At 47.9% G+C, this 25,560-nt stretch carries 24 protein-coding genes and 1 pseudogene; 18 read left to right on the forward strand and 7 right to left on the reverse strand.

The window, feature by feature from the left end; all coding sequences use genetic code 11:
- Nucleotides 1-118: 118 nt before the first annotated feature.
- A pseudogene (locus KZ483_RS29100) lies at nt 119-222 on the reverse strand (ArsB/NhaD family transporter); the annotation flags it as partial.
- A gap of 71 nt (nt 223-293) precedes the next feature.
- Between KZ483_RS29100 and KZ483_RS09410 the strand changes: the two are divergent.
- From KZ483_RS09410 to KZ483_RS09420, 3 genes are all read left to right on the forward strand, one after another.
- The gene (locus KZ483_RS09410) at nt 294-743 is read left to right on the forward strand and encodes a MarR family winged helix-turn-helix transcriptional regulator (RefSeq protein WP_220352378.1); all 450 of its coding nucleotides are present in this window, start codon (nt 294-296) and stop codon (nt 741-743) included.
- A gap of 102 nt (nt 744-845) precedes the next feature.
- Nucleotides 846-3,161 carry a bifunctional glutamate--cysteine ligase GshA/glutathione synthetase GshB gene (gene gshAB / locus KZ483_RS09415; RefSeq protein ID WP_258881618.1) on the forward strand — a complete coding sequence of 772 codons (2,316 nt, stop codon included), beginning with the start codon at nt 846-848 and terminating at the stop codon, nt 3,159-3,161.
- Nucleotides 3,162-3,233: 72 nt separating this feature from the next.
- Complete coding sequence (locus KZ483_RS09420) at nt 3,234-3,386, forward strand: hypothetical protein (RefSeq protein WP_220352379.1); 153 nt, start codon at nt 3,234-3,236, stop codon at nt 3,384-3,386.
- A gap of 153 nt (nt 3,387-3,539) precedes the next feature.
- On the opposite strand, the gene KZ483_RS09425 is transcribed toward KZ483_RS09420, so the two are convergent.
- Entirely contained in the window at nt 3,540-3,695 is a 156-nt protein-coding gene (locus KZ483_RS09425) for a hypothetical protein (RefSeq protein WP_220352380.1), read from the reverse strand.
- A 24-nt stretch (nt 3,696-3,719) separates the two neighbouring features.
- Nucleotides 3,720-3,878 carry a hypothetical protein gene (locus tag KZ483_RS09430; RefSeq protein WP_220352381.1) on the reverse strand — a complete coding sequence of 53 codons (159 nt, stop codon included), beginning with the start codon at nt 3,876-3,878 and terminating at the stop codon, nt 3,720-3,722.
- 346 nt (nt 3,879-4,224) lie between these two features.
- On the opposite strand from KZ483_RS09430, the gene KZ483_RS09435 reads away from it, so the two are divergent.
- From KZ483_RS09435 to KZ483_RS09455, 5 genes are all read left to right on the forward strand, one after another.
- Nucleotides 4,225-5,382 (forward strand): glycoside hydrolase family 5 protein, encoded by a 1,158-nt coding sequence (locus tag KZ483_RS09435; protein ID WP_220352382.1) that lies wholly within the window; start codon nt 4,225-4,227, stop codon nt 5,380-5,382.
- 250 nt (nt 5,383-5,632) lie between these two features.
- The gene (locus tag KZ483_RS09440) at nt 5,633-6,925 is read left to right on the forward strand and encodes a hypothetical protein (RefSeq protein WP_220352383.1); all 1,293 of its coding nucleotides are present in this window, start codon (nt 5,633-5,635) and stop codon (nt 6,923-6,925) included.
- A 49-nt stretch (nt 6,926-6,974) separates the two neighbouring features.
- Complete coding sequence (locus KZ483_RS09445; RefSeq protein ID WP_220352384.1) at nt 6,975-7,190, forward strand: hypothetical protein; 216 nt, start codon at nt 6,975-6,977, stop codon at nt 7,188-7,190.
- Between the two features lie 706 nt (nt 7,191-7,896).
- Complete coding sequence (locus KZ483_RS09450) at nt 7,897-8,994, forward strand: acyltransferase family protein (protein WP_220352385.1); 1,098 nt, start codon at nt 7,897-7,899, stop codon at nt 8,992-8,994.
- A gap of 36 nt (nt 8,995-9,030) precedes the next feature.
- Nucleotides 9,031-10,437, forward strand: a complete 1,407-nt coding sequence (locus KZ483_RS09455) for an O-antigen ligase family protein (protein ID WP_220352386.1) — start codon at nt 9,031-9,033, stop codon at nt 10,435-10,437.
- Nucleotides 10,438-10,510: 73 nt separating this feature from the next.
- Here the strand turns inward: KZ483_RS09455 and KZ483_RS09460 are convergent, their stop codons facing one another.
- From KZ483_RS09460 to KZ483_RS09470, 3 genes are all read right to left on the reverse strand, one after another.
- A complete protein-coding gene (locus KZ483_RS09460; RefSeq protein ID WP_220352388.1) occupies nt 10,511-11,611 on the reverse strand; it encodes an acyltransferase family protein in 1,101 nt (366 codons plus the stop codon).
- 180 nt (nt 11,612-11,791) lie between these two features.
- On the reverse strand, nt 11,792-11,947 hold the full coding sequence (locus tag KZ483_RS09465; protein ID WP_220352389.1) for a hypothetical protein: 156 nt from the start codon (nt 11,945-11,947) through the stop codon (nt 11,792-11,794).
- 426 nt (nt 11,948-12,373) lie between these two features.
- Nucleotides 12,374-12,712, reverse strand: a complete 339-nt coding sequence (locus tag KZ483_RS09470) for a L,D-transpeptidase (protein WP_220352390.1) — start codon at nt 12,710-12,712, stop codon at nt 12,374-12,376.
- Nucleotides 12,713-12,912: 200 nt separating this feature from the next.
- Here KZ483_RS09470 and KZ483_RS09475 point away from each other — a divergent pair, with 200 nt between their 5' ends.
- From KZ483_RS09475 to KZ483_RS09500, 6 genes are all read left to right on the forward strand, one after another.
- Nucleotides 12,913-13,521: a CBS domain-containing protein gene (locus KZ483_RS09475; RefSeq protein ID WP_220352392.1), complete on the forward strand. Its 609-nt coding sequence runs from the start codon at nt 12,913-12,915 to the stop codon at nt 13,519-13,521.
- A gap of 26 nt (nt 13,522-13,547) precedes the next feature.
- A complete protein-coding gene (locus KZ483_RS09480; RefSeq protein WP_258881619.1) occupies nt 13,548-14,366 on the forward strand; it encodes a pyruvate, water dikinase regulatory protein in 819 nt (272 codons plus the stop codon).
- Between the two features lie 27 nt (nt 14,367-14,393).
- A complete protein-coding gene (gene glpX / locus KZ483_RS09485; RefSeq protein WP_220352393.1) occupies nt 14,394-15,368 on the forward strand; it encodes a class II fructose-bisphosphatase in 975 nt (324 codons plus the stop codon).
- Nucleotides 15,369-15,412: 44 nt separating this feature from the next.
- Nucleotides 15,413-15,835, forward strand: coding sequence for a nucleoside-diphosphate kinase (ndk, locus tag KZ483_RS09490; RefSeq protein ID WP_220352395.1), 423 nt, complete (start codon nt 15,413-15,415; stop codon nt 15,833-15,835).
- A 41-nt stretch (nt 15,836-15,876) separates the two neighbouring features.
- Complete coding sequence (gene fsa, locus KZ483_RS09495; RefSeq protein ID WP_220352397.1) at nt 15,877-16,524, forward strand: fructose-6-phosphate aldolase; 648 nt, start codon at nt 15,877-15,879, stop codon at nt 16,522-16,524.
- Between the two features lie 185 nt (nt 16,525-16,709).
- Complete coding sequence (locus KZ483_RS09500; RefSeq protein ID WP_220352398.1) at nt 16,710-17,057, forward strand: DUF3243 domain-containing protein; 348 nt, start codon at nt 16,710-16,712, stop codon at nt 17,055-17,057.
- A 106-nt stretch (nt 17,058-17,163) separates the two neighbouring features.
- On the opposite strand, the gene glsA is transcribed toward KZ483_RS09500, so the two are convergent.
- Complete coding sequence (gene glsA, locus KZ483_RS09505; protein ID WP_397376165.1) at nt 17,164-18,096, reverse strand: glutaminase A; 933 nt, start codon at nt 18,094-18,096, stop codon at nt 17,164-17,166.
- A gap of 173 nt (nt 18,097-18,269) precedes the next feature.
- Between glsA and KZ483_RS09510 the strand changes: the two genes are divergently transcribed.
- The 4 genes from KZ483_RS09510 to KZ483_RS09525 all read left to right on the forward strand — a co-directional run bounded on the left by KZ483_RS09510 (nt 18,270) and on the right by KZ483_RS09525 (nt 25,548).
- Nucleotides 18,270-18,944, forward strand: coding sequence for a tetratricopeptide repeat protein (locus KZ483_RS09510; protein WP_220352402.1), 675 nt, complete (start codon nt 18,270-18,272; stop codon nt 18,942-18,944).
- 182 nt (nt 18,945-19,126) lie between these two features.
- Nucleotides 19,127-20,875 carry a sensor histidine kinase gene (locus KZ483_RS09515; RefSeq protein ID WP_220352404.1) on the forward strand — a complete coding sequence of 583 codons (1,749 nt, stop codon included), beginning with the start codon at nt 19,127-19,129 and terminating at the stop codon, nt 20,873-20,875.
- A 120-nt stretch (nt 20,876-20,995) separates the two neighbouring features.
- Nucleotides 20,996-22,591, forward strand: coding sequence for an SWIM zinc finger family protein (locus tag KZ483_RS09520; protein ID WP_220352406.1), 1,596 nt, complete (start codon nt 20,996-20,998; stop codon nt 22,589-22,591).
- Complete coding sequence (locus KZ483_RS09525) at nt 22,588-25,548, forward strand: DEAD/DEAH box helicase (RefSeq protein WP_220352408.1); 2,961 nt, start codon at nt 22,588-22,590, stop codon at nt 25,546-25,548. Before KZ483_RS09520 ends, KZ483_RS09525 begins: the two co-directional genes overlap by 4 nt.
- Nucleotides 25,549-25,560: the final 12 nt, after the last annotated feature.

The raw sequence follows: 25,560 nt of genomic DNA on the forward strand, positions 1-25,560 counted from the left end.
CCTTAAATAAATATGAGTGACAGGTGACAGTTCCATTAAAAAAGATTTCAGATCCGCTAATTTATCTGTTTCTTTACTTACGGTTGGCGGCTGAATAGTGAATCATTACCTCTGAACCATTTCGTACATCGGGGAAACTAACAACGCCGACAAGCGCCAGCACCGCACGCCGGAGGCAGACCATCCGATGTTTAAACCTTTAGGCTGCCACAGAATCAACACCTATCTTCCCGATTAAATCATTTGCAAGTTGCAAATATTTAGATTATAATATGTCATGAGGTGAGACCTTAGTGGAAAACGTCCGAGAACTATTTCAAATCATGACACGGCGTTTTGGATTTCTGAATAAAAACTGCTGTTCGGCCGGTGGATGCGAGATATCCTTAGTCCAAAGCCATATTCTGTATGAGATTGACCATCAGCGTAATCCTTCCATGCAGCAGGTAGCTGAGGCATTAGGTACCGATGTCACGACCTTTAGCCGCCAAGTTCAATCGTTAATCAAAATGAGTTTAGTGAAAAAAGCGCCTGATCCCAGCGATCGGAGGGTGTATGTCCTTTCTTTAACGACAGAAGGAAAATATGTGGCGGCGACAATTGAGCAGCAAATGAACGCTTATTTAGCTGAAGTTTTCTCTCACATGAACGATTTTGAAAAAGAAACGGTCCTTCGCTCCATTAAGCTCTTGAACGAAGCCATGGCCAAATCGAGCCAATGCTGTTCCACCCCCATCGGGTGATTTTTTTCTCATATAGTTGCAAAATGCAAGTTTTATGAAGGTGGCGTCATTTGGCCATTTAATTCGGTAGGAGAGAGAGCGTGGATAAACATGTTGGATCCTGTGTTGACAAAGTTAATAGAAGATAACAGGTTGCAGAAAGACCTGTTTCGGGGGAAATTCGGACTTGAGAAAGAAAACAATCGCGTGGATAGTGAGGGACATCTTGCATTAACCCCTCATCCCGTAGCTTTTGGCAGCAAGCAAGAGAACCCTTATATCAAAGTGGATTTTTCGGAAAGCCAAATCGAAATGGTGACGCCTGTGCTGGATTCGATCGAGGACACCCACAACTTCCTTGAGACGCTTCACGATATTGTCTCCCTCGAGCTGCAGGGCGAGTATCTGTGGCCAAGCAGCAATCCGCCTGCACTTCCCAAAGACGAGGATATTCCGATCGCGCTGATGGACAATCCCGAGGAAGACCGGTACAGGCAGCAGTTGGCGGAAAAATACGGCCGGAAGAGACAACTTATAAGCGGGATCCATTACAATTTTTCATTCGATGAGGAGTTCATCAAGAAGTTGTATCGTGCACAAAACAGCGACGGCAGTTATAAGGATTTCAAGGATGGCTTGTATTTAAGAGTCGCTCGCAATGTACTGAAATACCGCTGGCTGCTGATCTATTTAACAGGAGCAAGTCCCGTATTCAATAAAACCTACAACGAGCAATGCGTGAAATGGAGCGATCATTTCGACGATGAAAGCCATTTCTTTTCTTCGATGAACTCACTTCGCAACAGCATCTGCGGATACCGCAACAGGAAACAACTGCATGTGTCCTATCAGTCTGTGAAAGAATACGTTCGGGATATCATGACTTTGGTGGATGCCAAGGAGTTAATCAGTGTGAGGGAGTATTATAGCCCTGTGCGCCTCAAACCAGCAGCTAAAAGTAACGACTTTTATCAAGAATTGCTTGGCAACGGCATCGGTTATTTGGAACTTCGGATGATCGACCTGAATCCGCTCAAGAAGATCGGAATCAGCCAGGAGACGATGCGATTCATCCATTTGTTCCTTGTCTATATGCTTCTCCTTGAAGATCAACCATTTGACGATGAAGCGCAAGCGAAAGCCGATCTCAACCACGATAGTGTGATTATCAACGGTCTTATGGGGATGTTTGAAAGTGACAAGGGCACAAGCTTTACATTCACTGGGCAGGCGGAAGCCATGTTCGGGGAGATGAAACAAATCGCGAGGACGTTCATTCCAAGCGATCAACGTTACATGGAAGTCTTGGAGCTTGAAATGCGGAAGATTCGCAATTCGGACCAAAACTTTGCATACATCGTAAAAGCCGAAATCCAGGAATCATCGTATCTTACTTATCATCTGTCCAAGGCGAAACAGTACGTCGTCGAAAGTCACGCTAACCGTTATAAATTCGTCGGTTACGAGGATCTGGAGCTCTCGACACAGCTGCTTCTCAAAGCGGCGATCAAACGCGGCATTGCTTTCACAATATTGGATCGCGACGATAATTTTGTCGTTCTGAAGAAAGGGGATCGGCTAGAGTACGTCAAACAAGCCACGAAAACATCGCTGGATTCATACAGCACCGTGCTCATTATGGAGAACAAAGTGGTGACGAAGAAAGTTCTCAATAAGCATGGCATTCGCGTGCCTAAGGGAAACGTTTATCGGAATATCGATGATGCGATGAACGACTTTGCGTGGCATCTGGGCAACTCCATCGTGATTAAGCCGAAGTCGACGAACTTTGGCCTTGGCATTACCATCTTTAAGGATTCCTATTCCCAAGAGGAGTATGCGCAAGCCTTGGAGATGGCGTTTTCTCATGATCAGTCGGTATTGATTGAGGAATTCGTATCCGGTAAGGAATATCGATTCCTTGTCATGGGGGATGAGGTTGTTGGTGTGCTTCATCGAGTGCCGGCCAATGTCATAGGGGATGGCATTCATACGATTGAGCAGCTTATTGAGAAGAAAAACCAAGACCCGTTAAGGGGGAAAGGGTATAAAACGCCCCTTGAACGCATCCATCTCGGTGATGTGGAAAGAATGTTTCTGAAGAATCAGTCAAGGAGTGTTACTAATATTCCGCAAGATGGCGAAGTCGTATTTCTCAGGGAGAACTCTAACATTAGCACAGGAGGAGACAGCATTGATTTCACAGACGATATTCCCGGCAGTTATAAGCAAATTGCCGTGCGATCAGCCCAAGCTGCCAGGGCAACATTTTGCGGCGTGGACATGATGATCAGTGATATCGGTGAAGAAGCCAATGAAACCAACTACAGCATTATTGAAATCAATTTCAATCCTGCGATTCATATTCATTGTTATCCTTACAAAGGCATCAATCGACAAGCTGAAGAAAAGATCCTGGAATTGTTGTTCGGCCGGTAGAATTGATTTAGGTCGACATACTGGCCCTTCATTTGGGAAAACTAAGGTCAACTTTAACAGGAGGTGATTTTTGTGGATGAAGCAACAAGTAAAGGCGTAGGTAATTTAGAGAAAACGGTAACGGCGGAAGAGTTGGCAATGGAGGACGCAACAGAAGGGATACCTGTCAAAAACGTGAAGTCTGAGAAGAGTCGTGACGAAAATACTCAGCGTTTTGACGATTGAGAGGTAAACACCGTATTTAACTGCGGTTTGTGGATGCTGCAGCCACATTCAAGCAGTAAGAGCCTTCTTGCCGGCATCCGTCTGTGGAATCCGGCAAGAAGGCTTTTGGCGGCTGCAAGAACATGTTTATTTCCAAACGTATGAAGTCCGGCTCTAATCCTGCGGAGTCCGATCAAGATAAAGACGGGTGACCTCCGTAATTTCACCGCGCCTTACTTCTTCTTCGCTCGGTTTTTCCTCCAGAGAATCATTTGTGTTCATCCCAGGAGCGATGTTCGGTTCTTGTTCATCGGTTTTATCTTTCGCCATTCCAAGACCGCCTTCCCTCTGTGGTTACAGGCCGCAAGACCCCGGATATCCGTCATTCTCTTGAAGCTCCTCAAGGTTATCGCGCATTTCTTGATCCTCAGGCATTTCAGCAACAATTTTTACTCTTTGCTCCGTTTGCGGAGTTGCATTATCTTGTTCATTCCTTTGATTATGCTCGGGCATTGGACATGCCTCCTTTCCACATTATATTCCGCAGAATAAGCTATTTTATTCGATTATAACGCTGAGTAAGTCTGCCATTGCACCGCAAAAAAAGTGACCCGCATCACTGCGGGTCTAAGAAAATCTATATTAAAGGGGGGTCATTGATTTGATTATAGGCTTGGAACCTTAAAAGCATATGAGTGACAGGTGACAGTTCCATTAAAAAAACATTTCAGGGCCGCTTCAAGCCTGGACGGTTGCAACGAATCACTCCTTTGGATACAATACGGAAGATCGGTAATCAACAGGCGATAATACCGGAACCTGCCCCATACTATTATTCATAGGGAGATTACATAAACTAATGATCAGAGGAGTGCTGAACAAATACTACGTTATAATATCGCTGCTGCTTATTTTGTCCCTGAAGGGCTCCTCGCACGAGCTGCCGGCTGCCGAGATGTTGAAGACAGCGTTTAACCCGCCCATTGTCAGGGGGTTCAATACGAGTGCCTTCGGTGATCTGCAAAGGGTGAAGGATGTATTCGGAGCCAATGTCGTCAGGCTGCAGCTGACACCCCGGACGGAGGCCGCCAATAGGGGAGTTTCCATCAAGGTTGCTTGGGAAAATCAACTGAATAATATGGAAATGGCTTTGACGGAAGCCGTTCGGGGAGGAATGTACGTCATTATCGATTTGCATGAGCCTCCAATAGCCGACGCAAGCCTGAAAACAACCTCGGATGCTTTTTGGAACAACGATGCCAATTTGCAAATCCTGATCGACAGTTGGAAAGAGATGGCACAGCGGTTCGAACCATATCGCGACAATATTTGGGGCTACGATCTCTTAAACGAGCCTTATAATGCTTCGGAGCTTCCACTGGGCGCGGTTAAATGGCCTGATTGGGCGCAGCAAATCGTCGATGGAATCCGAATATACGACAAGCAAACTCCGGTTATTTACGAAGCCAGTCCCGGCGCACTTACGAGAGCGTTCATCGAGAACCGGAAATGGCAGCGAAAGGGATATTTTCAGCTCCTTAACGATGACAAAGTGATTTATAGCGTTCATATGTATAACCCTCTGAGCTACACGCACCAAGGACTTTCAACCTTCAATAAGGCGCCGGTCACGACGGAATGGCCCGACAAATCCACCTATCCGGGCGTCATAAACGGTGAAAAATGGGATAAAAACAGGCTGCTTCGCGATTTACAGCCTGTAATTGATTTTCAGAACAAATATCACGTCCCGATTTACGTCGGGGAATTCAGCGCGATCCGCTGGGCTCCAGGCGCAGCACAATATACCCTCGACTTGATTGACATTTTCGAGCAGCACGGGTGGAGCTGGACCTATCATGCATATAAGGAATGGCACGGCTGGGATGTCGAATACAATGACGTCATGACCAGCGATGCGAACCGTGCAGCGGCGAAAGCGACGGAACCGACGGAACGGGAGCTCATTCTCAAAGCCAATTTCAGTAAGAACAAGTTTCTTCCGCCGAAGCAGTAACGGCGGTACTGCAAGAAACAATAATCACTACACCGAACACAGCAGCCTCTACGGGCGGCTGTGTTTTTCTTTTCCCTGACAAGGAATTCTTACTCTATAAGCATTATATCTAAATATTGGCATATATAGAGGTATTAGAGAGATCCGAACCTTGAGGGATGGGTACATGATGAGTATCGCTAAAATGAAAACTGATGCCTTGGAAGGTCAAGTCACGTCTAATAGTCTGATTTCATTTTGCTTTTTTATAGTGATTATGACGTTAATGGTTAATGGATCCATACCTCAGCTGCAAATGTTTCTTTTCAACGGCAGCATGGTCATACCCGTTTCGGTGGTAAAAGCTATTGCGGTTATCTTAGGCTTCGGCGGTCTGCTGCTGACACTAAGGCGTAAAATCGAGCTTTATACGCCGCTAATGCTATCCTGGCTTTTATTCACGGCATATATTATGGCTGAAACCGCCCTGCTGCCTTCCCCCGATACGATTGATTCCATAACCTTGGTCGCATCTATCCTCTCGGTTTATTTCTTCATCTTCACCATTCCGTTGGTCTTGCATTTACGCAACAGCTTACAAGAGAAACAAATTGCAGGAATACTGATATCTCTATTTGTAATTCTGGCGGCTCTGGGAATTGTACAATTTCTCTTAAATGAGCCGCTGCTCCCCGTCGTTTCAAATGACTCATCCTTTAAAGTATATTCGTCCAGCTTCCAAGGAAACCAACGGGCATTCTCTTTATTTGAATCGGGGTACTCCTTCGGTCATTATATAGCAGTTGCGGGGGCGCTTATTCTCCTGATGCCGATGCGAAAGTTCTGGAAATTCATTCTGATTGCGATTGTTATATTTGCGGGTTATTCAACGCTGACCCGAAATACTTATTTGGAGATAGGGTCCGCCTTGATAGCTGCCCTGATTTTATCTAAGAATAGAAGCAGCGGCTCAGCCGGTTACATCCTAATGGTTATTAATGCGCTTGCCGGTTTCGCTGTTATGAAATTGGCGCCGATTATATCAGGTTTATTCGGGCAGCTGGATATATTTGATATTTATACACATACATCGAGAGTCACCGAATGGGACGGAATCATGCGGAAATGGTTAAGCAGTGACATATATACGGCATTGTTCGGCACAGGACTTACGCAGGGGTTCGGTTTCAATTATGTGGACAACATGTATCTGGCTGTCGGGGCTCAATTCGGCATTCTTGGCTTAATTGTGTTTGGCTTGCTCTTTATCTCAATGACACAGTATGTTTTCAAGCAAGCAGCGATTCGCAAAACCCCTTTAGCGACAGCAATTGCTGCCTTTTGGACTACATTTCCGATAGTAAGCTTTTTCAACATATCGCTTCCACCATATGTTTTCGTGTTTATTATTCTGATAATTGGGAATAAGGGAAGTGAGAGAGCAAGACGGGCTGCAACGAATTTTATGAGCGGGAAAATGAAAGCGGTAACTTCTGTTCTGTCTGCAGCCGTTATAATAGGTTCGGTTTTATTTGCAGAACTACTGGCGGAAATCTTAAGATAAAAAGGAATTTCCTTTGCTGCGTCGAAAGAGGTTTTTGGGAGGTGATGAGGTGAAGAAATTTAATGTATGGTTTAAATTCGTTGGTGGCGATTCGGAATCGTTTGATATTGAAGCCGAGGAATATACAGACATTACCACTCAAATCACTGAAGCTGACAATGGATGGTTCGGTATTAAGGGCAAGTTGATCAATTTGAATAATGTAACACGAGTTGAAATAACCGAGGCAAATAAAGAGACGTACAAGTCGATCGGCTTCAGTTAAAACAAGCACCCTCCGGGGTGTTTTTTTTGTGCGGACAAACCATTATTCAGATCTGACCTTTCTTTCTATCGGATATTGTTAGATTCATTAGTACATTAGTCATAAAAGTAGACTTGAAATGATACTAAATGTATCATATTATTTCCTTATAATGAAAACATATGGCTTAAATTGGATTCTTCGCAACGAAAAATAGGAATTCGACAACTTAATGGATAATTCCGCGGCTTTTGTCGATAAATGAGCATGGTTCAAAAGTAACGAAAAAGACTTGCAATGTTACATAAAGTATCATATTATTTCCTCATATGAAAATATATGTTTAATACGGATGCTGTAAGGGATGTGTATGCATTTTAAATAGGAATTTAGTTTTAAGGTGTAAATAACCGTTGAGCGTAAATTAGCGACAAAAGTCTTACAAATAAATTCAAATTAATCGCATCAGACGTTAATGAGAGGAAGGGCTGAATCCATCATGATAAACGAGTCCTGCGATTCTGAAGATACTTTCAAATGCCCAAAGTGTAAGACGCTTTGGCGAGTTAAAAGAGATCAGGATGACGAAAATTTTGCTGTTATTATGGGAACTACTGTTGAGTCGGACGATCATTATTGTCCTTCGGGATGCATTAACTTCTTTGGCTTCAAATTAAAAGGCAAACTTCAACATGTGACTTAAAATTTCCACGAAGGAGGGAGTAATATGGCAAAAACAATTGAAAGCTGTCTTGTTGATCGAAGGAAAAACAATTTTGATTTTATTAGGCTTATGGCCGCTTCATTGGTTATTTTTTCTCATTGTTTTCCATTAACTTTACCATCTGAGAATGCTGAAGAGCCTTTAATGATTCTATCTGGTGGACAGATTACACTGGGGAATTTGTCCGTTATGATCTTTTTTGTCGTAAGCGGTTTTTTAATCACTCAAAGCTTTGTATATAGTCAGAACCTTAGAAAATTCCTGATTGCACGCGTATTAAGGATATTTCCTGCGTTACTTTTTCTCATATTGGCGACTGTGTTTATTTTGGGGCCGATTGTTTCCACCGGCTCGGTACAAGCTTACTTCTCAAATCCTGAGACATACACATATCTGACCACCATTTTTCTGCACCAATTTGGTGATACCCCCGGATTGCCTTCTGTATTTGAGACTAATGTTCATGAGGGTGTGGTCAATGGTTCTTTATGGACGCTTGAATATGAATTTATATGTTATCTGGTTGTAGCTTTTATGGGTGTTCTGAAAATATTGAATAAACCGTTCGCGCTTCTATTGCTTATCGCCTCCATAATAATCTACAATATTCCGCTGGGATTTACGCTCGGGATAGACCTCATTAAGCACACCGCCTACTTCTTGCAATACTTTTCGGCCGGTATGTTATGTTTTTTATTCAGGGACAAAATTGCAATTAATCATTACTATGCATCGATATCATTTGTCATATTGGCGGTGTTGACGTTTACTGGCGGAGTCAAAGATGGGCTAATTGTATTTGGAACTTATTTAATTATTTACCTGGTGTTCAATCCAAGCATCAAATTAAACAACTCATCTAAGTATGGAGATTTTTCTTATGGCCTGTATATATTTGCCTTTCCAATCCAACAAACAATCACTATGTATTTATATCCTAATATCAATCCGTACACCGAATTTTTATTAGCCTTACCATTGACACTGCTATGCTCGATTTTCTCATGGCATGTACTTGAAAAGAACGCCTTGAAGCTCAAACCGGGGAAAGCAAATAATCCTCCGAAGATTCGGGAAGTAAATTTGAAAGTATCGGTTTAGAGAAATATAGAGCAATTTGGGCAGGGGGTTATATATTTGCAATTTGGAGGGTATTTAGTTTTAAAACGCTCTACTACCTTGATGTTGACTTTAGCAATTATAGTCGTTTCATATGCGATCACCTTCAACTGGTTACTTGCTCCGATTGCGGCTTGCGGAATTGTTTTATTGTACTTGATCAGCAATTTTAAGATAACGCTTGTTTTTGTGCTTTTCGCATCTACTATGAATGGATTAAATATAGCATCACCGCTCTTAAAGCTGGAAAACGCATCGATATTATTGAGTATTGCAGCAATTTTCCTGTTTGTTACATATAAACGCGGGAAAATGTTTTTAAGCAGCGAAGTGGCCTGCTTTATTATATTCATAGCTTATAGCTACTATGTATCATCTCGATATAGCCCAGTTTTTGACCAATCCGTGCACGGAATGATACAAATCACCATTGCTTTTCTCGGACTTGTTGTAATGCTGCAGCTTAGAAATTACGACTTTCAATCCCAATTAAGTCTGATTAAAGTATATGTGCTCATCAGTGTACTGCAAACTATTTACGGTCTGGCCAGTTTTACGGCGTATCGGTTAAACGGTTCGATTCTCGGCGGGCTAATGTTTGGCCAAGGTGCGGAATCCGTCACTTTGAAGGGCACATTCATTGAAGCGAATCTATTTGGCGCTTTTGTTGCGGTCGGTCTCATTCTTTGCCTTGCCCTGCTCATCAATAAGATGGTTGCTCATGTTAGGCTATGGTACTTGGCTTCAATTATTTTATTCGTCGGACTGGTTTTTAGTTGGACGAGGTCGGCTTGGATCGGTTTTGCTCTTGCGTTGGCGGTGATGGCAGTCTATAACTTTAGGAGCTTCTTAAACCCCAAAACAGTCGTTCGCTTAGCAGTAACTTTAACGCTTATCGTTGTACCGTCGTTTCTTCTTATTCAGAATCAGTTTGATCATGTTTCGGGAGAAAACGGTCTGTTCATCTCAAAGTTAAGTCATCTATTTGACCATACCAGCGGCACCGGAGGATATCGCGTCCAACAATTCAACTCTGCCCTGGATGATGTTCAAGGTCATGAGCTGCTGGGTAAAGGTTACTATTCGATTAAGGTATACGGTAGCACGGCATGGATCTCGAACATGTATTTGTTTATTTACCACGACACCGGGATAGTAGGCTGCATCATATTCTTCCTAGTCATCTTGAGCATCATGATAAAGGGGGTACGTGGCATTAAAAGAACCCGGGACAAGCAAAGAAAAATTATGATTACAGCTTTGCTGTCCGGGGCCTTGTTATATTTATTCAGTTTCAATTTCACGCCCGGCCATACCCTATCGATGTTTTGGATCCATTTAGGTTTACTCCTTGCAGTTGCAGGAAACAGCAGAGAAGAAGAGATGCCGGACAAACCGGTCATAAGAGTCAAGGAAGAGATGTGAATGTAAAGGAAAAGAAAGAAATGAGGCGCAGCTCATTCTGCGCCTCATTCGAAATAATACGTGATGCCGTTAATTATGCGGATTCATAGCTGGTACGAGTAATTTTTCGATTGGATTTTTTTGATTTTATTGTATTCACTCTGCCGACGATGTACTTTCCAAAACTGAATTTATTCAATAACCATGAAGACCATATTGATAAAACGGTACTTGCTACAAATAGGGCTGCAATGATTGTGAAGTTAGTTATTTTAAAGCGAGCGCATAGATCAGTTAGAACAACGACATAAAAAACGTGAAGAAAATATATACTGAACGAATAGTTGTTAATGACTAACCAAATTCTTGATGCTTTACGGTCTTTGAACAGATATAAAAGGGCCAGGATCATACTAAGTGTAAAGGGTATCATATCGATTCTTTTGGAACTGTTAAGCGTAATCACGTCAAAGTTGTACAGACATGCGACCAGTGCGCCGGTGATAATGGGTGCCGTCAGAACCGCAATTTTATGACTCACAAGAAAACGTTGGATTTGCTCATAATTATTTCCCATCCATACCGCTACAGCAAAATAGGCAAGCCATCCGGGAAAAGGTATCCATGATAATCTGTACCACAGCAAATCACCTGATATATCTAAAAATGGAGTGAATTTCGGCGAATCAACGAGATTGAAAACTGCGAGATACAAAATATTAATGAGGAATGAGAAAGACAAAAGCTTCTTGTAACCAATTGGATATTTGGTCCACAGCCAATACAGTGCGAAGAACTGAAAGATGATTAAAAGAAAATAACCGTGATACCCTCCATAGAACAAATTATGAAATGTGTAAGACTTCACCGATCTATTCTCCGTACCATAAATATGGAAAACGATACCGAAGAAAAATGCCATTGATACATAGGGTATAAGTATGTACTTTATTCTTTTTTGAAAAAAACCGACCGGAAGCGACTTTTTATAATTATACGCAAGCAGAAATATCGAAATAAAGACAAAAGCCGGGGTGCCAAACTTCAGAATAACAACTATTGTTTCAGCAAGAGTTTTATAATTGTCAATGTCGGATACTCTTTTTCTGAACTCTTCAATAGAATGCAGCAGAACAATGCTTAAACAGGCTATCACTCTTATAAAAATCATTTCTTCCGATCTTTTTTCGCTCATGGGCTCCCCCTCTTATATCATTCTAAAATAAATAATATTCCATCTTCCTCCCCAAAGTTAGCCAATACACATTTCTGGATGACTAGTGAAATAATATGATACATTTTGTATCATTACAAGTGAAATTGGAACTATTCCATTCCTTTGATTTACAATCGTGGAACTCAAGTCATGTAATGTTTAATGGTCTGCATCGGGTTCATCCGCCATTTCGTTTTCCGGCTGTGTATATGCAACCAGTACAATATTTTTACCTGTGTCAGTTGACAAATCTTGCTCATACTGCCGAAGCTGCTTTAAAGCCTCTGAAGAGAGGTCGGCTGTTTTGTATTCCATTTAATCACCCTCTATTTTTGATTTATTTTTGTTTTGAACCGGAATTAGTATCGGTACATTTATGAATAAAAATACATAAGGTGGATATGTATGTCCGGAAAATTATCATCGGGACAACAAAAAAGCTCCCGTGTACGGGAACTTGTATTCAAGCTGACGCTATTCAACTCAGCAGAGACCTGGCTGTTATCGCTTTAACTTCTACCAGCGTCGCAGGCCATTTACTCCGAACGCAACTCCTGCCACCGTCAGCGCCAAGCCTATTATTTTGTTCAGGAATATGATGTCGATCACGCCAAAGATGATAAAAAAGACCCCAACTACGCATAGTAATAGCGGATTTTGTTGTTTCAAGAGGCACCTCGTCCATTAGGTTATATATACCCGCAAATCGTACCACAGCTTGTCCCGAAAATATACCGTCTCTTATGGCCGAATCGTAACGCGTGTTCGAATAGGCACCAGGTTCGCGAGAGTTACAACATCGTTATTGTACATCCGGACACAGCCCCGTGAAACCCGCCTTCCGATCGAGGAAGGATCGTTTGTACCGTGAATGCCATAATGAGGTTTTGATAATCCCAGCCAGAACGCCCCGTACGGCCCCCCTGGATTCTCCTGCTTGTTGATGATAGTGAATTCGCCGGAGGGCGTCTGTGTGAGCATTTTGCCGATGCCGACCGGGAAGCCGCGCACAACAGTGTTGCCATCCAGTAAATATAATTGTTTGTCTGAGAGATCGACAATGATTCGGTACTTGGGCATGATGTTCACTCCTTTATATATGGTATGTGAAATAGTGCCGCTGTTTCAATATATGGGCTCATATTCCCCTCACAATGAATTAATATTAATAAAACAAGATATATGTTGTGTATTAAATATTAAATATGATACATTATTTGTAGAAGAAGGTAGTTTTACTACATAAGGGAGTGGTTTTCATTACATTGTCTGAACGACAGATGGAGATTTTGAAGCTAGTAAAGATACATGCTCCGATAACGGGTGATCAGCTTGCCGAAATGATGGGAACAGGTAAGCCGACGCTAAGAGCAGATCTGTCGCTGCTCGTCATGCTTCGGCTTCTGGAGGCGAAGCCTAAAGTCGGGTATTTTCCAGGGGAAGGGGGATCCGGCAGGGAGCTTGCGCTTAAACGGTGGGAGGGCGCATTTGTTAAAGATGTGCAGGGTATGCCTGTCAACGTTTCGGAGACAGTATCCGTCCATGATGCCGTCATTACCCTGTTTATCGGGAACACGGAGGCGCTGACCGTTATTGACGAGAATCAGCGTTTTGTCGGTGTCGTAACCCCGAAGGATCTTCTGAAGGTGACGCTCGGCAACCCGAACGCTGCCGCCATTCCGGTGAGCATGGCGATGAACCGGCTGCCCGCAATCGCAGCCGTCTTGCCCGAGCAGCCTCTGCTGGAGGCGGTTAACAAAATGTTAATTCATGAGTTGGACGGTCTTCCTGTCGTTTCGAAGCCGGAAAATAAGTCAGAACGAGTTGAAGTGATAGGCTGGATCAGCAAAACGAACATCCTCCGCTGGATGACGGAATCGGATGCTTGAATGGCAGGTTAGGAGGAGCTTATAAATTGGAGAAGATAGGGAACGGGCCGCATAATATATACATTTGCTCCGATGCGGTAGGGGAAACGGCCGAGGCGGTCGTGAGAGCGACAATGCGGCAATTTGCCGCCGAGCAGGTGAAGCTGAAACGGTTCAGTCAAATTAAAACGGAGGATGAAGTCGGGCAAATCGTGGGTGAAGCAGCGGCAAGCAGAGGTTTTATCGCTTATACGCTCGTACAGCCGGACCTTCGCGAGGCGATGAAGGAAGAAGCACTTCGCAAGGGCGTTCGGGCCATCGATGTTCTTGGGCCGATGATGCAAGCGTTCATTGATACGTTCAATGATTCCCCGAAGCGTCAGCCCGGGCTGCTGCATACGCTCGACGAGGATTATTTCCGCCGGATTGACGCCATCGAGTTCGCGGTGAAATATGATGACGGGAAAGATACGCGTGGTCTGCTTCTCGCACAAGTCGTATTGGTCGGCGTGTCGCGCACCTCAAAAACACCGCTCAGCATTTATTTGGCTCATAAAGGAATACGAGTCGCCAATTTACCGCTCATGCCGGAGGTGAAAATTCCGCAGGAGCTGCAAAAGGCGGCAAGCCTGGTAGTCGGTTTGACGATGAAGCCGGAGAAGCTGTCCGCGATTCGCACGGAACGGCTGAAGGCGATGGGGCTTCCTTTCTCAGCGCAATATGCATCGATGGAACGGATACATACGGAGCTTGAGTTCGCGGATACCGTTCTCAAGTCGCTGCGCTGTCCCGTTATTGATGTCACTGAGAAAGCCATCGAAGAAACGGCAGGGACGATTATTCAGTGGCTGCAGAACATGTCCTGATTACAAGAACCTGAGGAGGAGATCGGTATGGAACGGGAATTGGCATTGGAAATTGTAAGGGTGACGGAGCTTGCCGCGTTGGCCGCAGCGCCGTGGATGGGCCGGGGAGACAAGCATCATGCCGATGAAGCCGCCACTAATGCAATGCGGGGTATGCTCGATTCGGTATCGATACGGGGAACGGTTGTCATTGGCGAGGGCGAGATGGACGAAGCGCCGATGCTCTATATCGGCGAATCAGTCGGGAGCATGCAGGGGCCCGAAGTCGATGTAGCCGTCGACCCGCTTGAAGGAACGGAACTGGTAGCCAAAGGGCTGAACAATGCGCTGGCCGTAATAGCAGTCGCACCGAAAGGTCATCTCCTCCACGCACCGGACATGTATATGGAAAAACTGGCCGTTGGGCCGTCTCTTGTAGGAAAGCTCAGCATCAATGACCCGATCAGCACGACAATGGAGAAAGCCGCGCTCGCGCTGAGCAAGAAGATTTCGGACTTGACCGTTATCATTCTTGACCGCGAACGTCACCAAGATACCATTCGTACTCTGCGCGAGGTCGGTGTTCGGATCAAATTACTGTCCGACGGGGACGTTGCCGGGGCGATTGCACCGGCCTTTGCCGAGGCCGGCATTGACCTGTACGTCGGTTCCGGGGGCGCTCCTGAGGGTGTCCTCGCGGCTGCGGCGCTGAAATGCCTTGGTGGCGAAATACAGGGCAGATTAATGCCTGAGAATGAGGAGCAAGCCCAGCGCTGTGTCGAAATGGGGCTCACCGATCCGCGGAAGCTGCTTCGAATGGAAGATATGATCGGTACCGGGGACGTCATCTTTGCAGCCACCGGTATTACGCCAGGCGAATTTCTTGGGGGAGTGCGCTTGCTGCCCGATCAGCGTGCAGAGACGGATTCAATCGTCATGCGGGCCAAAACCCGGACGATCCGGTATATCAAATCGCTGCATTACTTGCCGAACAAACCGCTTTTGTCGGAACTTAAACGTTAGCCGAAGCGGATAGCGTCGCATATGCGGGAAAGGGGTAAATGACAATGGAACAGACATTTATCATGGTGAAGCCGGACGGGGTGCAGCGTAATTTAATCGGTATGATCGTCTCAAGATTCGAGCATAAAGGACTTAAGCTGGCCCATGCTGAGTTAAGAGCGCTCGACAGGAATCTGGCTGAGCAGCATTACCGGGAGCATCTTGAGAAGCCTTTCTTCGGCGAGCTTGTGGAATTCATTACGTCCGGTCCGGTATTTGCAATGGTATGGGAAGGCCCGAACGCCGTTCAGATCGCAAGAGCTTTAATCGGCAAGACCAATCCTGTGGATGCAGCCGCAGGAACAATTCGGGGCGACTTCGCATGCGATGTGGCAAGCAATATAATTCACGGCTCGGATTCAAGTGAGAGTGCTGCGCGCGAAATTGAATTGTTTTTCGGTCAATCGTCGAAACAGATCGCCAGCTGATGGCACAATGACTTTGCAGGAATATAGGGAGGACAATGCATATGAAATTTTTTCTTGATACCGCAAATGTGGAGGAAATCAAAAGGGTCGCGCGCCTTGGGCTTGTCGACGGAATTACGACAAATCCGTCGCTGATTGCCAAGGAAGGCCGTAATTTCAAGGAAGTGATCCAGGAAATCTGCACGATCGTAAGTGGTCCGGTCAGCGCGGAGGTTATCGGAACGAAGGCCGAGGACATGCTCAAGGAAGCGGTAGAACTGGCCGCTTGGGCGCCTAATGTGGTCGTTAAGCTGCCGATGACCGAGGACGGCTTGTATGCTTGCAATGAACTGTATAACAAAGGCATCAAAACGAACGTGACGCTTATTTTCTCCGCGGCCCAAGGATTGATGGCGGCCAAAGCGGGCGCAACCTTCATCAGTCCGTTTATCGGACGATTGGACGATATCGGAGCAGACGGTATGCAGCTCGTACGCGATTTGCGGACCATTCTGGATAACTACGGATTTACGACGGAAATTATTGCGGCCAGCATCCGCCATATCGGACATGCGGAGAAAGCGGCTCTCGCCGGCTCTCATATCGCAACCATTCCGGGTTCGCTTCTTCCGCAGCTGTGGAAGCATCCCCTTACCGACATCGGTATCGAGAAGTTTCTAAGCGATTGGAATAAAGGACAGTCGAAATAACGGCATTTTCTGATTCATTCGCCTTCGGGAAAGTTAAGTAATATATGTGACATAAAACTTCAGGTTAAGCTTTCGAGGCGGGTTCTTCGCTTGCCATGAAGGTTAACCCGGAAGTCTCGAAGAAAACTGAGTTTATGCTTACGAAGCCAGTTTTGCGAAAGCAGAACTCTTAGGAGGCGAATCGAATGTCAGAACAATATCATGCTGTTCTTAAAGACGGTGAGTTGCAAACGGAGAAAATCGCGGATGTGATGGACAGGCTGGATTCAAGCGACAAAGATAAAATCCTTCAGGATTTCGAGGGCTTCCGCTCTTATCTTGCCAGACGGATCAGAATGGCCGAAGCGATAGGGTTGAACGAAGAACAGATGGCCATAACCGCTCAGAAGGTTGCCGATTATCTTGCCCGGCATGAGGAACCGCGCAATGCGGAGGAGCAGCTGCTGCGCGAGCTGTGGAAGGTAGGCCGTGAAGACGAGAGACATAAACTCGCTCACATGCTTGTGCGGATAGCGCAAAGGAAAGAGCACTAATATGAGACATGGGACGGTTAAAGAGCTGCCGGCAATTTCGCTTCAGGGCGAGTTTGCAGGCAGCTCTTTTGTTTTGCACCGAATGAGATTCTGGATAGAGGAATAATCAGAATATCGACCAATCGAAGGCTGAGGACATTGTCTCAAGCAAATGAACTCCGCCTGTACTGTTACCTTTGCTGCCAAGTGCCGGGCCGACTACGCCAATGCCAAACCGTCCCGGCACGAGAGCGAGGATGCCTCCGGAAACGCCGCTCTTGGCCGGAATGCCGGCGCGAATCGCGAACTCGCCGGAAGCATTATACATTCCGCACGTAATCATGAACGTCTTGGCAATCTGCACATAACGGCGGGGAATCAGCTCCTTCCCGGTCAGCGGATCAGTACCGTCGAAAGCCAGTAAAAGCGCCATTCGCGCAAGCTGCCCGCAAGTAACTTCCACGGCGCATTGCTTGAAATAAACATCGAGAACATCCTCGACATCGATTTCTTCGCCAAGCACCTCATTGTCCTTCAGAAAATAAGCCAGAGACCGGTTGCGATGCGCTGTCGCAGATTCCGACCGGTATACGGCTTCGTTGTAGCCGAGCCGTTCACCGCCGGCCGCTTCACCAAAAAAACGCAAAATTCGTTCCGTCTTCTCCGAAGAGGTAGAACCGTGTATAAGTGATGCCACTGCGATGGCTCCGGCATTGATGAGAGGGTTGAACGGCTTTCCCGGCTCGACGAGCTCGAGCTTGAGCATCGAATTGAAATCATCACCCGTCGGCTCCATGCCGACCTTCGCAAATACGCCTTCCTCACCGTTATCCATAAAAGCCAGCAGCAGTGTGAAAACCTTTGAGATGCTCTGCATCGTAAAGGGCAGAGAGGTTTCCCCGGCTGACACCATTTCGCCGTCCGGGCCGATCACGGTCACCCCAAGCGCTTCGGCAGGCGCTTTTGCCAGCTCTGGTATATAGGCCGCCACACGGCCTTCTTTCGCTTTTAACCTGCTTGCTTCAACCCATCCCGGCAGTTCCTGCCGCAATTGTTCCATCTTCGAACTCACCATCCGTTCCCAGGCGCTTTCATTCCATTGTAAGTCTTAACCAAGACAGGAAGCAAACAAGGACTTGCACCGGTTAAAAAGAGATGATTCCGATGCCGGTTTGGTGTACAATAATTGAAGTATTTATATTAAACAACGAAGATGATACAGCAGGAGGCACTATGTTTAAAATATTAGGTTTCCTTCTACTTTGGCGGCTCCTCGGCAATCCTTTTCTGGCAATAATCGTGATACTGGTGCTGTTCTATGTGCTTGACCGCAGGTTTGTCGGTATTACACCTAGCTTCGTCAAGCCTCTCAAACGGCTCGGCGCAATCAGGCGCCTTAGGCAGCAGGTGTATATGAATCCGAATGACATACCAGCCAAATATGAGCTGGCGAGATTGCTTATCGAGCGGAAGCGGTATAGAGAAGCGAAAGAATGGCTTATGCCGCTGCAGGACCCGCTTGAGAACTCGGCCGAATTCTGGGATGACTTAGGCAACTGTCTGGCCCACTTACACGAGCATGATGCGGCGGAAGCCGCCATCAACAACGCGCTGTCGATCAATCCGCGGGTTAAATACGGAACACCGTATTTGCGCCTGGCATCACTGAATGCCCGGAACAATCCGCAGGCCGCGATCGCGCATTTGGAATCATTTCGCGCTATACAATCGTCTTCTTGTGAAGCCTATTACAGGCTGGCGCAAACGTACACGCAGCTTGGCCGCACAGCGGAAGCCCGAAACGCGCTGACGGAGTGCGGCTCGATATACCGCTCGCTTCCGCGGTATAAGAAGCGTCAAGAGCGCAAATGGGCGCTGCTCGCGTTTCTGAAACGCATTAAATCGTAGCCTGCTGAATGCACGCTACCATCCATGCCGCCCTCGTTCAAGGGGGCGGCTATTCGTTTCGGTGATTTCCATATAATGTCTATCATTGTCCTGTGGTCATAATTCATTCATAATTACAGTAAATTCGGACGAGCAATCTATTGAGATGTGTACAAGGAAATGGGAGCGGGGAGTATAACGGAATGCGGCGAAATGTCTGGCTGTTGGCAATCGTATTGGTTGCCGCCTTACTCGGTGTGAACAACACCATATATTACTTTACAACAAAAAAAACGCTTGAGGACCGCCTGCGGCATGAGCTCCAATCGGTGGCAAAACAGATTGAAATATCCATAGAGTTATCCAGAAACGGAGCGGAAAAGTATCAGGAGCAAATCGGGCGTGAGCTTCGCGCAGCGTCAATTGCAACCCAGTTTGCCCTGAATCCCGATATCGAGAAAGTCACCAATCCTCAACTGGTAGAGCTCAGAGAGAAGCTCGATATGGTAGATATTACGCTGCTAAAGCGGACAGAGGATAATATTGTGCTGTATAAATCATCGGATCCGAAGGAACTTGGTTATAAAACAAGCTCTTGGAAGCCTTGGTACCAAGCGTTCAATCAGCTCTTCGACGAGAAAAATGTAACGGTGAAGTGGGGACAATCGCTCACCAATTTCTGGACCGGCCCGTTTGAATTTGCCTCGACCGACACAAGCAAAATTAATAAGTGGGGCTATTACTATGACGGGGCAACCAATTATATTATCGATCCTTACATCAGCTACGAAAGCAGGCAGCGTGCATATGATGAAGTAACGGGCGTGAACCGGGTCATTTCGCAAACGCTGAAATCCAACCATTCGCTGCTGGAAATCGCTGTCATTAACCCCAATACGTTCCCGGTCGGATCGCAGACGACCATAACCGATAACGGCGACAAGCTCAAGCATATTACCCAGGAACCCATTATTAACGGGTCGAATATGTATAAACAGGATGACGATAAGGCGAATGTGAAGCTGGCCAACGAATCGAATCAAGATGTGTGGATCAACACCACCATAAACGGCAAGCACGTGTTCAAGCTGTTTATTCCGGTGTCGGTCGAAAATAAAGTTGCGAGTATGGTTGACGAGAACGGCAATCCGATTAACCGTTATGTTCTGACGCTCGTCGCAGATTACCAAACCATTCAGGACACCATGGACAAGCAATTTTACAACATCGTCATAATCGTCGCATTTGTAACGCTTCTAAGCTTCATCATTGTTTATTTGACGATGACGGGATATCGCAAGTCCCGGGATAAATTGGTGGGTAACGCCCAGGAGACCTATGTCGAAGAAATCAATCAGCTGTTTCACTCCATTCGGGCGCAGCGGCACGATTTCATGAATCATGTCCAAACGATACATTCGCTGGCGGAGCTTGGCAAGCTGGACGGGCTTAAAGCATATACCGCCGAATTGACCGGCGAAATCAGGGAGATGAACGATATCATAAATATCGGAAACCCTGCGATTGCGGCGCTGATCCGTTCCAAAATATCTCAGGCGGAATCGATGAAAATCCAGTTTGAGACCAGATTCAGCGATATTAACCAGCTTGCGCTTGGCGTGAAATCACTCGACTTGACGAGAATGCTCGGTAATTTGATTGACAATGCGTTTGATGAAGTGATGAATTACCCGGAAGACAAACGTAAAGTCACCGTCACGATCGGGCAGCATTCAGGGTTTCTGGAGTTTTCAGTCAACAACATGTGCAGCGATCTGAAGGCGCTGGAAGGAAAACCGCTCTTCGAGTCGGGATACAGCACAAAGGATGCGAAGCATTCAGGGCTTGGGCTTGCTATTGTCAAGTCGCTTGTCGATCGGTATAAAGGGATTATCAGAATGACGCTTGACGAGCCGGACTCGGTTACGTTTGTGATCAAAATTCCGCATTGACAAGAGATCGATTATTGTCTAAGAAGATATGGCTCTTTGCCGAACGTTCTGTTCGCGCAAGGAGCTTTTTAATTGTGGTATAATAGATGGATGCAGAAAAGTTGAACGGAGGGACGCGGGATGAGCGGATTTTTCCAGCTTGATGAGCAGAAGCTGCAGGCGATGGAATCAAAGCTTGCCGGCGTCATGCCTTTATCCATGCTCGAGAGGGGATGGGATTATTACCGCCGCGAAAAGGTGTTAAGCGTTCAGGTGATGGACGGAAACGCTATCTACGCGGCGGTGCGCGGTACCGATGTTTATGCCGTCACGCTGGATGCCGACGATTTTGCCTTCAGCACCTGCACATGCCCTTACAACGGGTACTGCAAGCATATGGCGGCTGTTTATTACGCTTATTGCAATTATATTGGCGCAAGTCCCGACGAGGTACACAACAGGCTGCTTTATGGCGGCGAGTTGTTTACGGAAGAGGGTGAGAAGGCTGGCTCCAGGGAAGGCGAAAGAAATGCGGCGGGCGCCGTGGAAGCTGAACCCCCTGCCGCCGAGTGGATTCCTGATATGGAGCGGAAGCACGGCGATGTTTGGCGCCAGTGCCGTCACTCGCTTCATCCGCTGCAGTCGGTGCTTTCCTCTTTGAAAGGGACGTCGAAGACGTGGGACGAAGGGCTGCGCCGACTCCATTGGCTGCACGCGATTCTCTTTGTGATCGAGCAGGCCGAGAGAGCCTATTCGGCGACGGACAGCTACAGCCGTTATTATTACGAAATGGCATTTGCGCGCATGACCGAGCCGTGGATCAATCATTACCACGAGATGGCAGCGGCCCTCGAACCGGGAAGGATGGAAGAGAGGGAAAAGCAAGGTCTGCGGAGCTTGCTCGCGATTTTTCATGAACGGGATATGGACCGGGAGCATCAGCTTCACAGGTGGGAGACGCTCTATTTCTCCCTTTGGGAGAAGCTTGTCGCTTTTCCGGATTGGAGGAGCCTTGAGGAACGATGGCTTGAAGGGAAGCTGGAAGAAACGAAGCGTTCGGGGAGGACCGGTTCGTTCTATCCGATGTCGCTTGCTTTTCTCGCTTTTGCTGAGCGGCGCGATGAACAGGCGGTCGAATTGCTGGCGGAAACAGCGTTCAACCGGACCGCTTTACTGGCCTGCGACTGTGCGCTGCAGCGGCTCGAGGAAGACGATTGGAGCAAGCTGGAGGGGTGGATAGGCTATTTGTACGGAGGCTTGGCGGTGGAACGGAAATCAAGGGCATTCGGTCCGTTTCTGAACATGTGCCGGCTCGCCGACATCCGTCAGCCTGAGAATCCGGCATGGCAGCGGTATCTGGTTTCCTTTCTGCCTTATTCGTATTCGGCCTTGACAGAGCATTGGCTGGATCGCAGGCAGTATACGGAATGGGCCGACCTGCAGCTGCTGCTTGGCATTGCGCCGGATGAAATCGACGCACAAGCAGTGCGTGAAATTGCGAAAGCTGCGCCGTCCGTGCTTATTCCACTTTACCATCAAGCGATTGACGGGTCGATCCGGGCCCGTAATCGGCAGGGCTACAAGCAGGCAGTCAAGCTGATGAAGAAACTGGAACGGCTGTATAAGGCTGAGAAGCAGCAGGAGAAATGGAGCCGTTTTGTAGATGGTATCGTACGCAAGCATCAACGGCTGCGTGCGCTGCAGGAAGAGCTCTGGAGGGGAAAAATCATCACATGAGAGGCTACACTGGCGCTGAAACGATCATTGTGGACGGATACTGGAAAGAGGGCGAAGGAGTTGTGCTGACGGCCGGTCATGCCGCCGGTTTGACGATGCGGCTGCGCCATCTGCTGTTTGCCTGGCACGAAGCCTCATGGTACGGTGCAGACATCGATGAACGGACCGATGAGCGCTCTAAGCTGACGGAACTGTATTTATCGCCGCTTGTGGCGATGGATTACCTGGCATCCCCGGATTCCGTCCGGCTGCTGCGGGTGGAGTGGACGGAGCGGGCGTCGAAGCTGCGGGAATACGCCCGTCTGCTGCGGGAGGCGCTGCTTAACGGCTGGTACACGCCTGATTGGTCGAATTGGTCGGCCGAGTCAAGAGCGTGGAAGCTGGAGGTGCCGGCTGCGCAGCTTGAGCATGGAACAGTTGTGAACCGTCTGGTGATGGAATTGGATGAGCAGGGTGACCGCAGTGCCGCGCGGATGTGGCTTGGCGGCATCATAGAAGAGCTTCTTGCCGGCAATGGCGTTGTGGCTGCAAGTTGGCGCGCCGCATCTGAAGGAGCGGGCGAAGGCGCTCTTATGATGAAAGCGGGAGACGAAGACGATTGGCTCGTATCGATCGGCTTAAAGCAGGACAACGTGCCGTTTCGGACGGCGCTGCAGCTGCTGGAGCCGGATGACGAAGCCGGATGGAGGCTCCGTCCTGCCGTACAAAACCGTGGGGAAGGCGGACGCTGGAAGACGCTGGAGCGCACGGCCGCGGGTTGGCGAAAGCCGGCAGGAGACGGTTCGGACGCAGCCGCTGCGGATTCGCTCCGTTTCCGGCTGCCAGACGATACTCCGCCGGAGTGGCAGCTTTACTTCCATCAGCGAATGAGCAAGGAAGAGGCGAAATGGGCTGAAGCCCTTCCCGAGTGGACAGATCCCGTGCCCGCTGAATCGGAGGATGGCACAGTCTTCATCAAGACGGAGCTTACAGACGCCGAAGCTTGGCTGTTTCTGGAGGAAGCGAGCGTACGGCTGCTCGCCGCAGGCTGCTCCGTTCTGCTGCCGGGATGGTGGGAAACCGTCCGCAGCCGCAAGCTTCGTCTGAGAGCTAAGGTTAAATCGTCTGTCGGCTCATCCGAGCAGTCGATGTTCGGCTTGCAGCAGATCGTAGATTTTGATTGGAAGCTCGCAGTAGGCAATGTGGATATGAGCGAAGCGGAATTTATGCGGCTGGCGCAGGAGAACCGCCGGCTCATGCGAATTGGCGGGGAATGGGTCCATTTGGATCCTGATGACATGGAGCGGCTTCGTAAATGGCTGCGCAAGAGCGGCGGCAAACGAGGCTTTACGATGCGCGATGTATTGGAAATGCATTTGCGCGGCGGTACCGAGCTTGAGGCGGAGGACGAGGACCGGGAGGCGCTCGAGGCCGAGGTTGAACTGAATGAGCATTTGGCGGCGTGGATCGGCAAGCTCAATGAATCAACGGAGCTGCCGATGGTCGAGAAGCCTGCCGCTTTTCAAGGAGAACTGCGGCATTATCAGCTGCAGGGCGTCTCGTGGCTCGTATTTCTGCGGCGGTTCGGGCTCGGCGGTTGTCTGGCCGACGATATGGGGCTTGGCAAAACGATTCAGTTTACGGCGTACCTGCAGCATGTTATGGAGCACGGGGGACTTGGTCCGTCGCTGCTGATCTGTCCTACCTCGGTTATCGGCAATTGGGAGAAGGAACTGGAGCGTTTCGCGCCTGGCATCCGTGTGCATGTGCATTACGGACCCCGGCGGTCGCGGGGAGAGGAATTTGCGGCTGCGGCGTCAGCGGCCGATCTCGTCATTTCCTCATATGCGCTCGCGCCGATCGATGAAGAAGATTTTTCCTCGGTGCAGTGGGATGTCGTATGTCTGGATGAAGCGCAAAACATTAAAAATTACTATACGAAGCAATCCTCCGCGATCAGGCAGCTGTCCGCGCAGCATCGGATTGCGCTTACCGGAACTCCGATGGAAAACCGTCTGACCGAGCTCTGGTCGATTTATGATTTTACGAATCCCGGGTATCTCGGTACGTTGGGCGAATTTCGCAAAACGGTCGTGCTTCCCATCGAGCGGGACCGCGATGAAGCGCTCATTGCCGAGCTGCAGCGCTGGGTCAAGCCGTTCATGCTGCGCCGCGTGAAGAAAGATCCGGCCATCCAGTTGGCCCTTCCGGAGAAGAATGAGATGCAAACATATCTCTCTTTAACCGTGGAACAGGGAGCATTGTACGAAAATATCGTTTCCGACCTGCTTGGCAAGCTGGAATCGGCAGGCGCCATGCAGCGCCGCGGCCTCATTCTGTCGGCTCTTACCCGGCTGAAGCAGGTGTGCGATCATCCGAATCTCCTGCTGAAGGAGGATGAAGCAGCCTCCCTCACTGCATGGGATCCAGAGCGTTCGAACAAGGTGCTCAGGCTGCTTGAAATGGTTGAGGAAATCGCCTCCGAAGGCGAACGCTGCCTGATATTCACCCAATATGTGCAGATGGGGGCCATGCTGAAACGACTGCTCGAACAAAGGCTTGAGCTGCCAACGCCGTATTTGTACGGGGGGGTGCCGAAGGCGGCGCGGGATGAAATGATCGAATCCTTCCAGGACCAGCAATCGCCTGGCTGCGCTTTCGTTCTTTCACTCAAGGCGGGCGGGACCGGTCTAAACCTGACGGCCGCTAACCATGTCATTCATTTCGACAGATGGTGGAACCCGGCGGTTGAGAACCAGGCGACAGACCGCGCATTCCGCATTGGCCAGACACGAAATGTCCAGGTTCACAAATATGTAACGCTCGGTACGCTCGAGGAGCGGATCGACGACATGATTAAGCGCAAGCAGCTGCTTAACGACCAAGTGGTCGGACAGTCGGAGAACTGGATCACGGAGCTGTCGACAGATGAGCTTCGAGACTTGTTCTCGCTGAGGAAGCAGAGGCTGAAAGGCTGATAAGCACGAAAG

The sequence above is a fragment of the Paenibacillus sp. sptzw28 genome (assembly GCF_019550795.1).
In the GTDB taxonomy this organism is placed as follows: Bacteria; Bacillota; Bacilli; order Paenibacillales; family Paenibacillaceae; genus Paenibacillus_Z.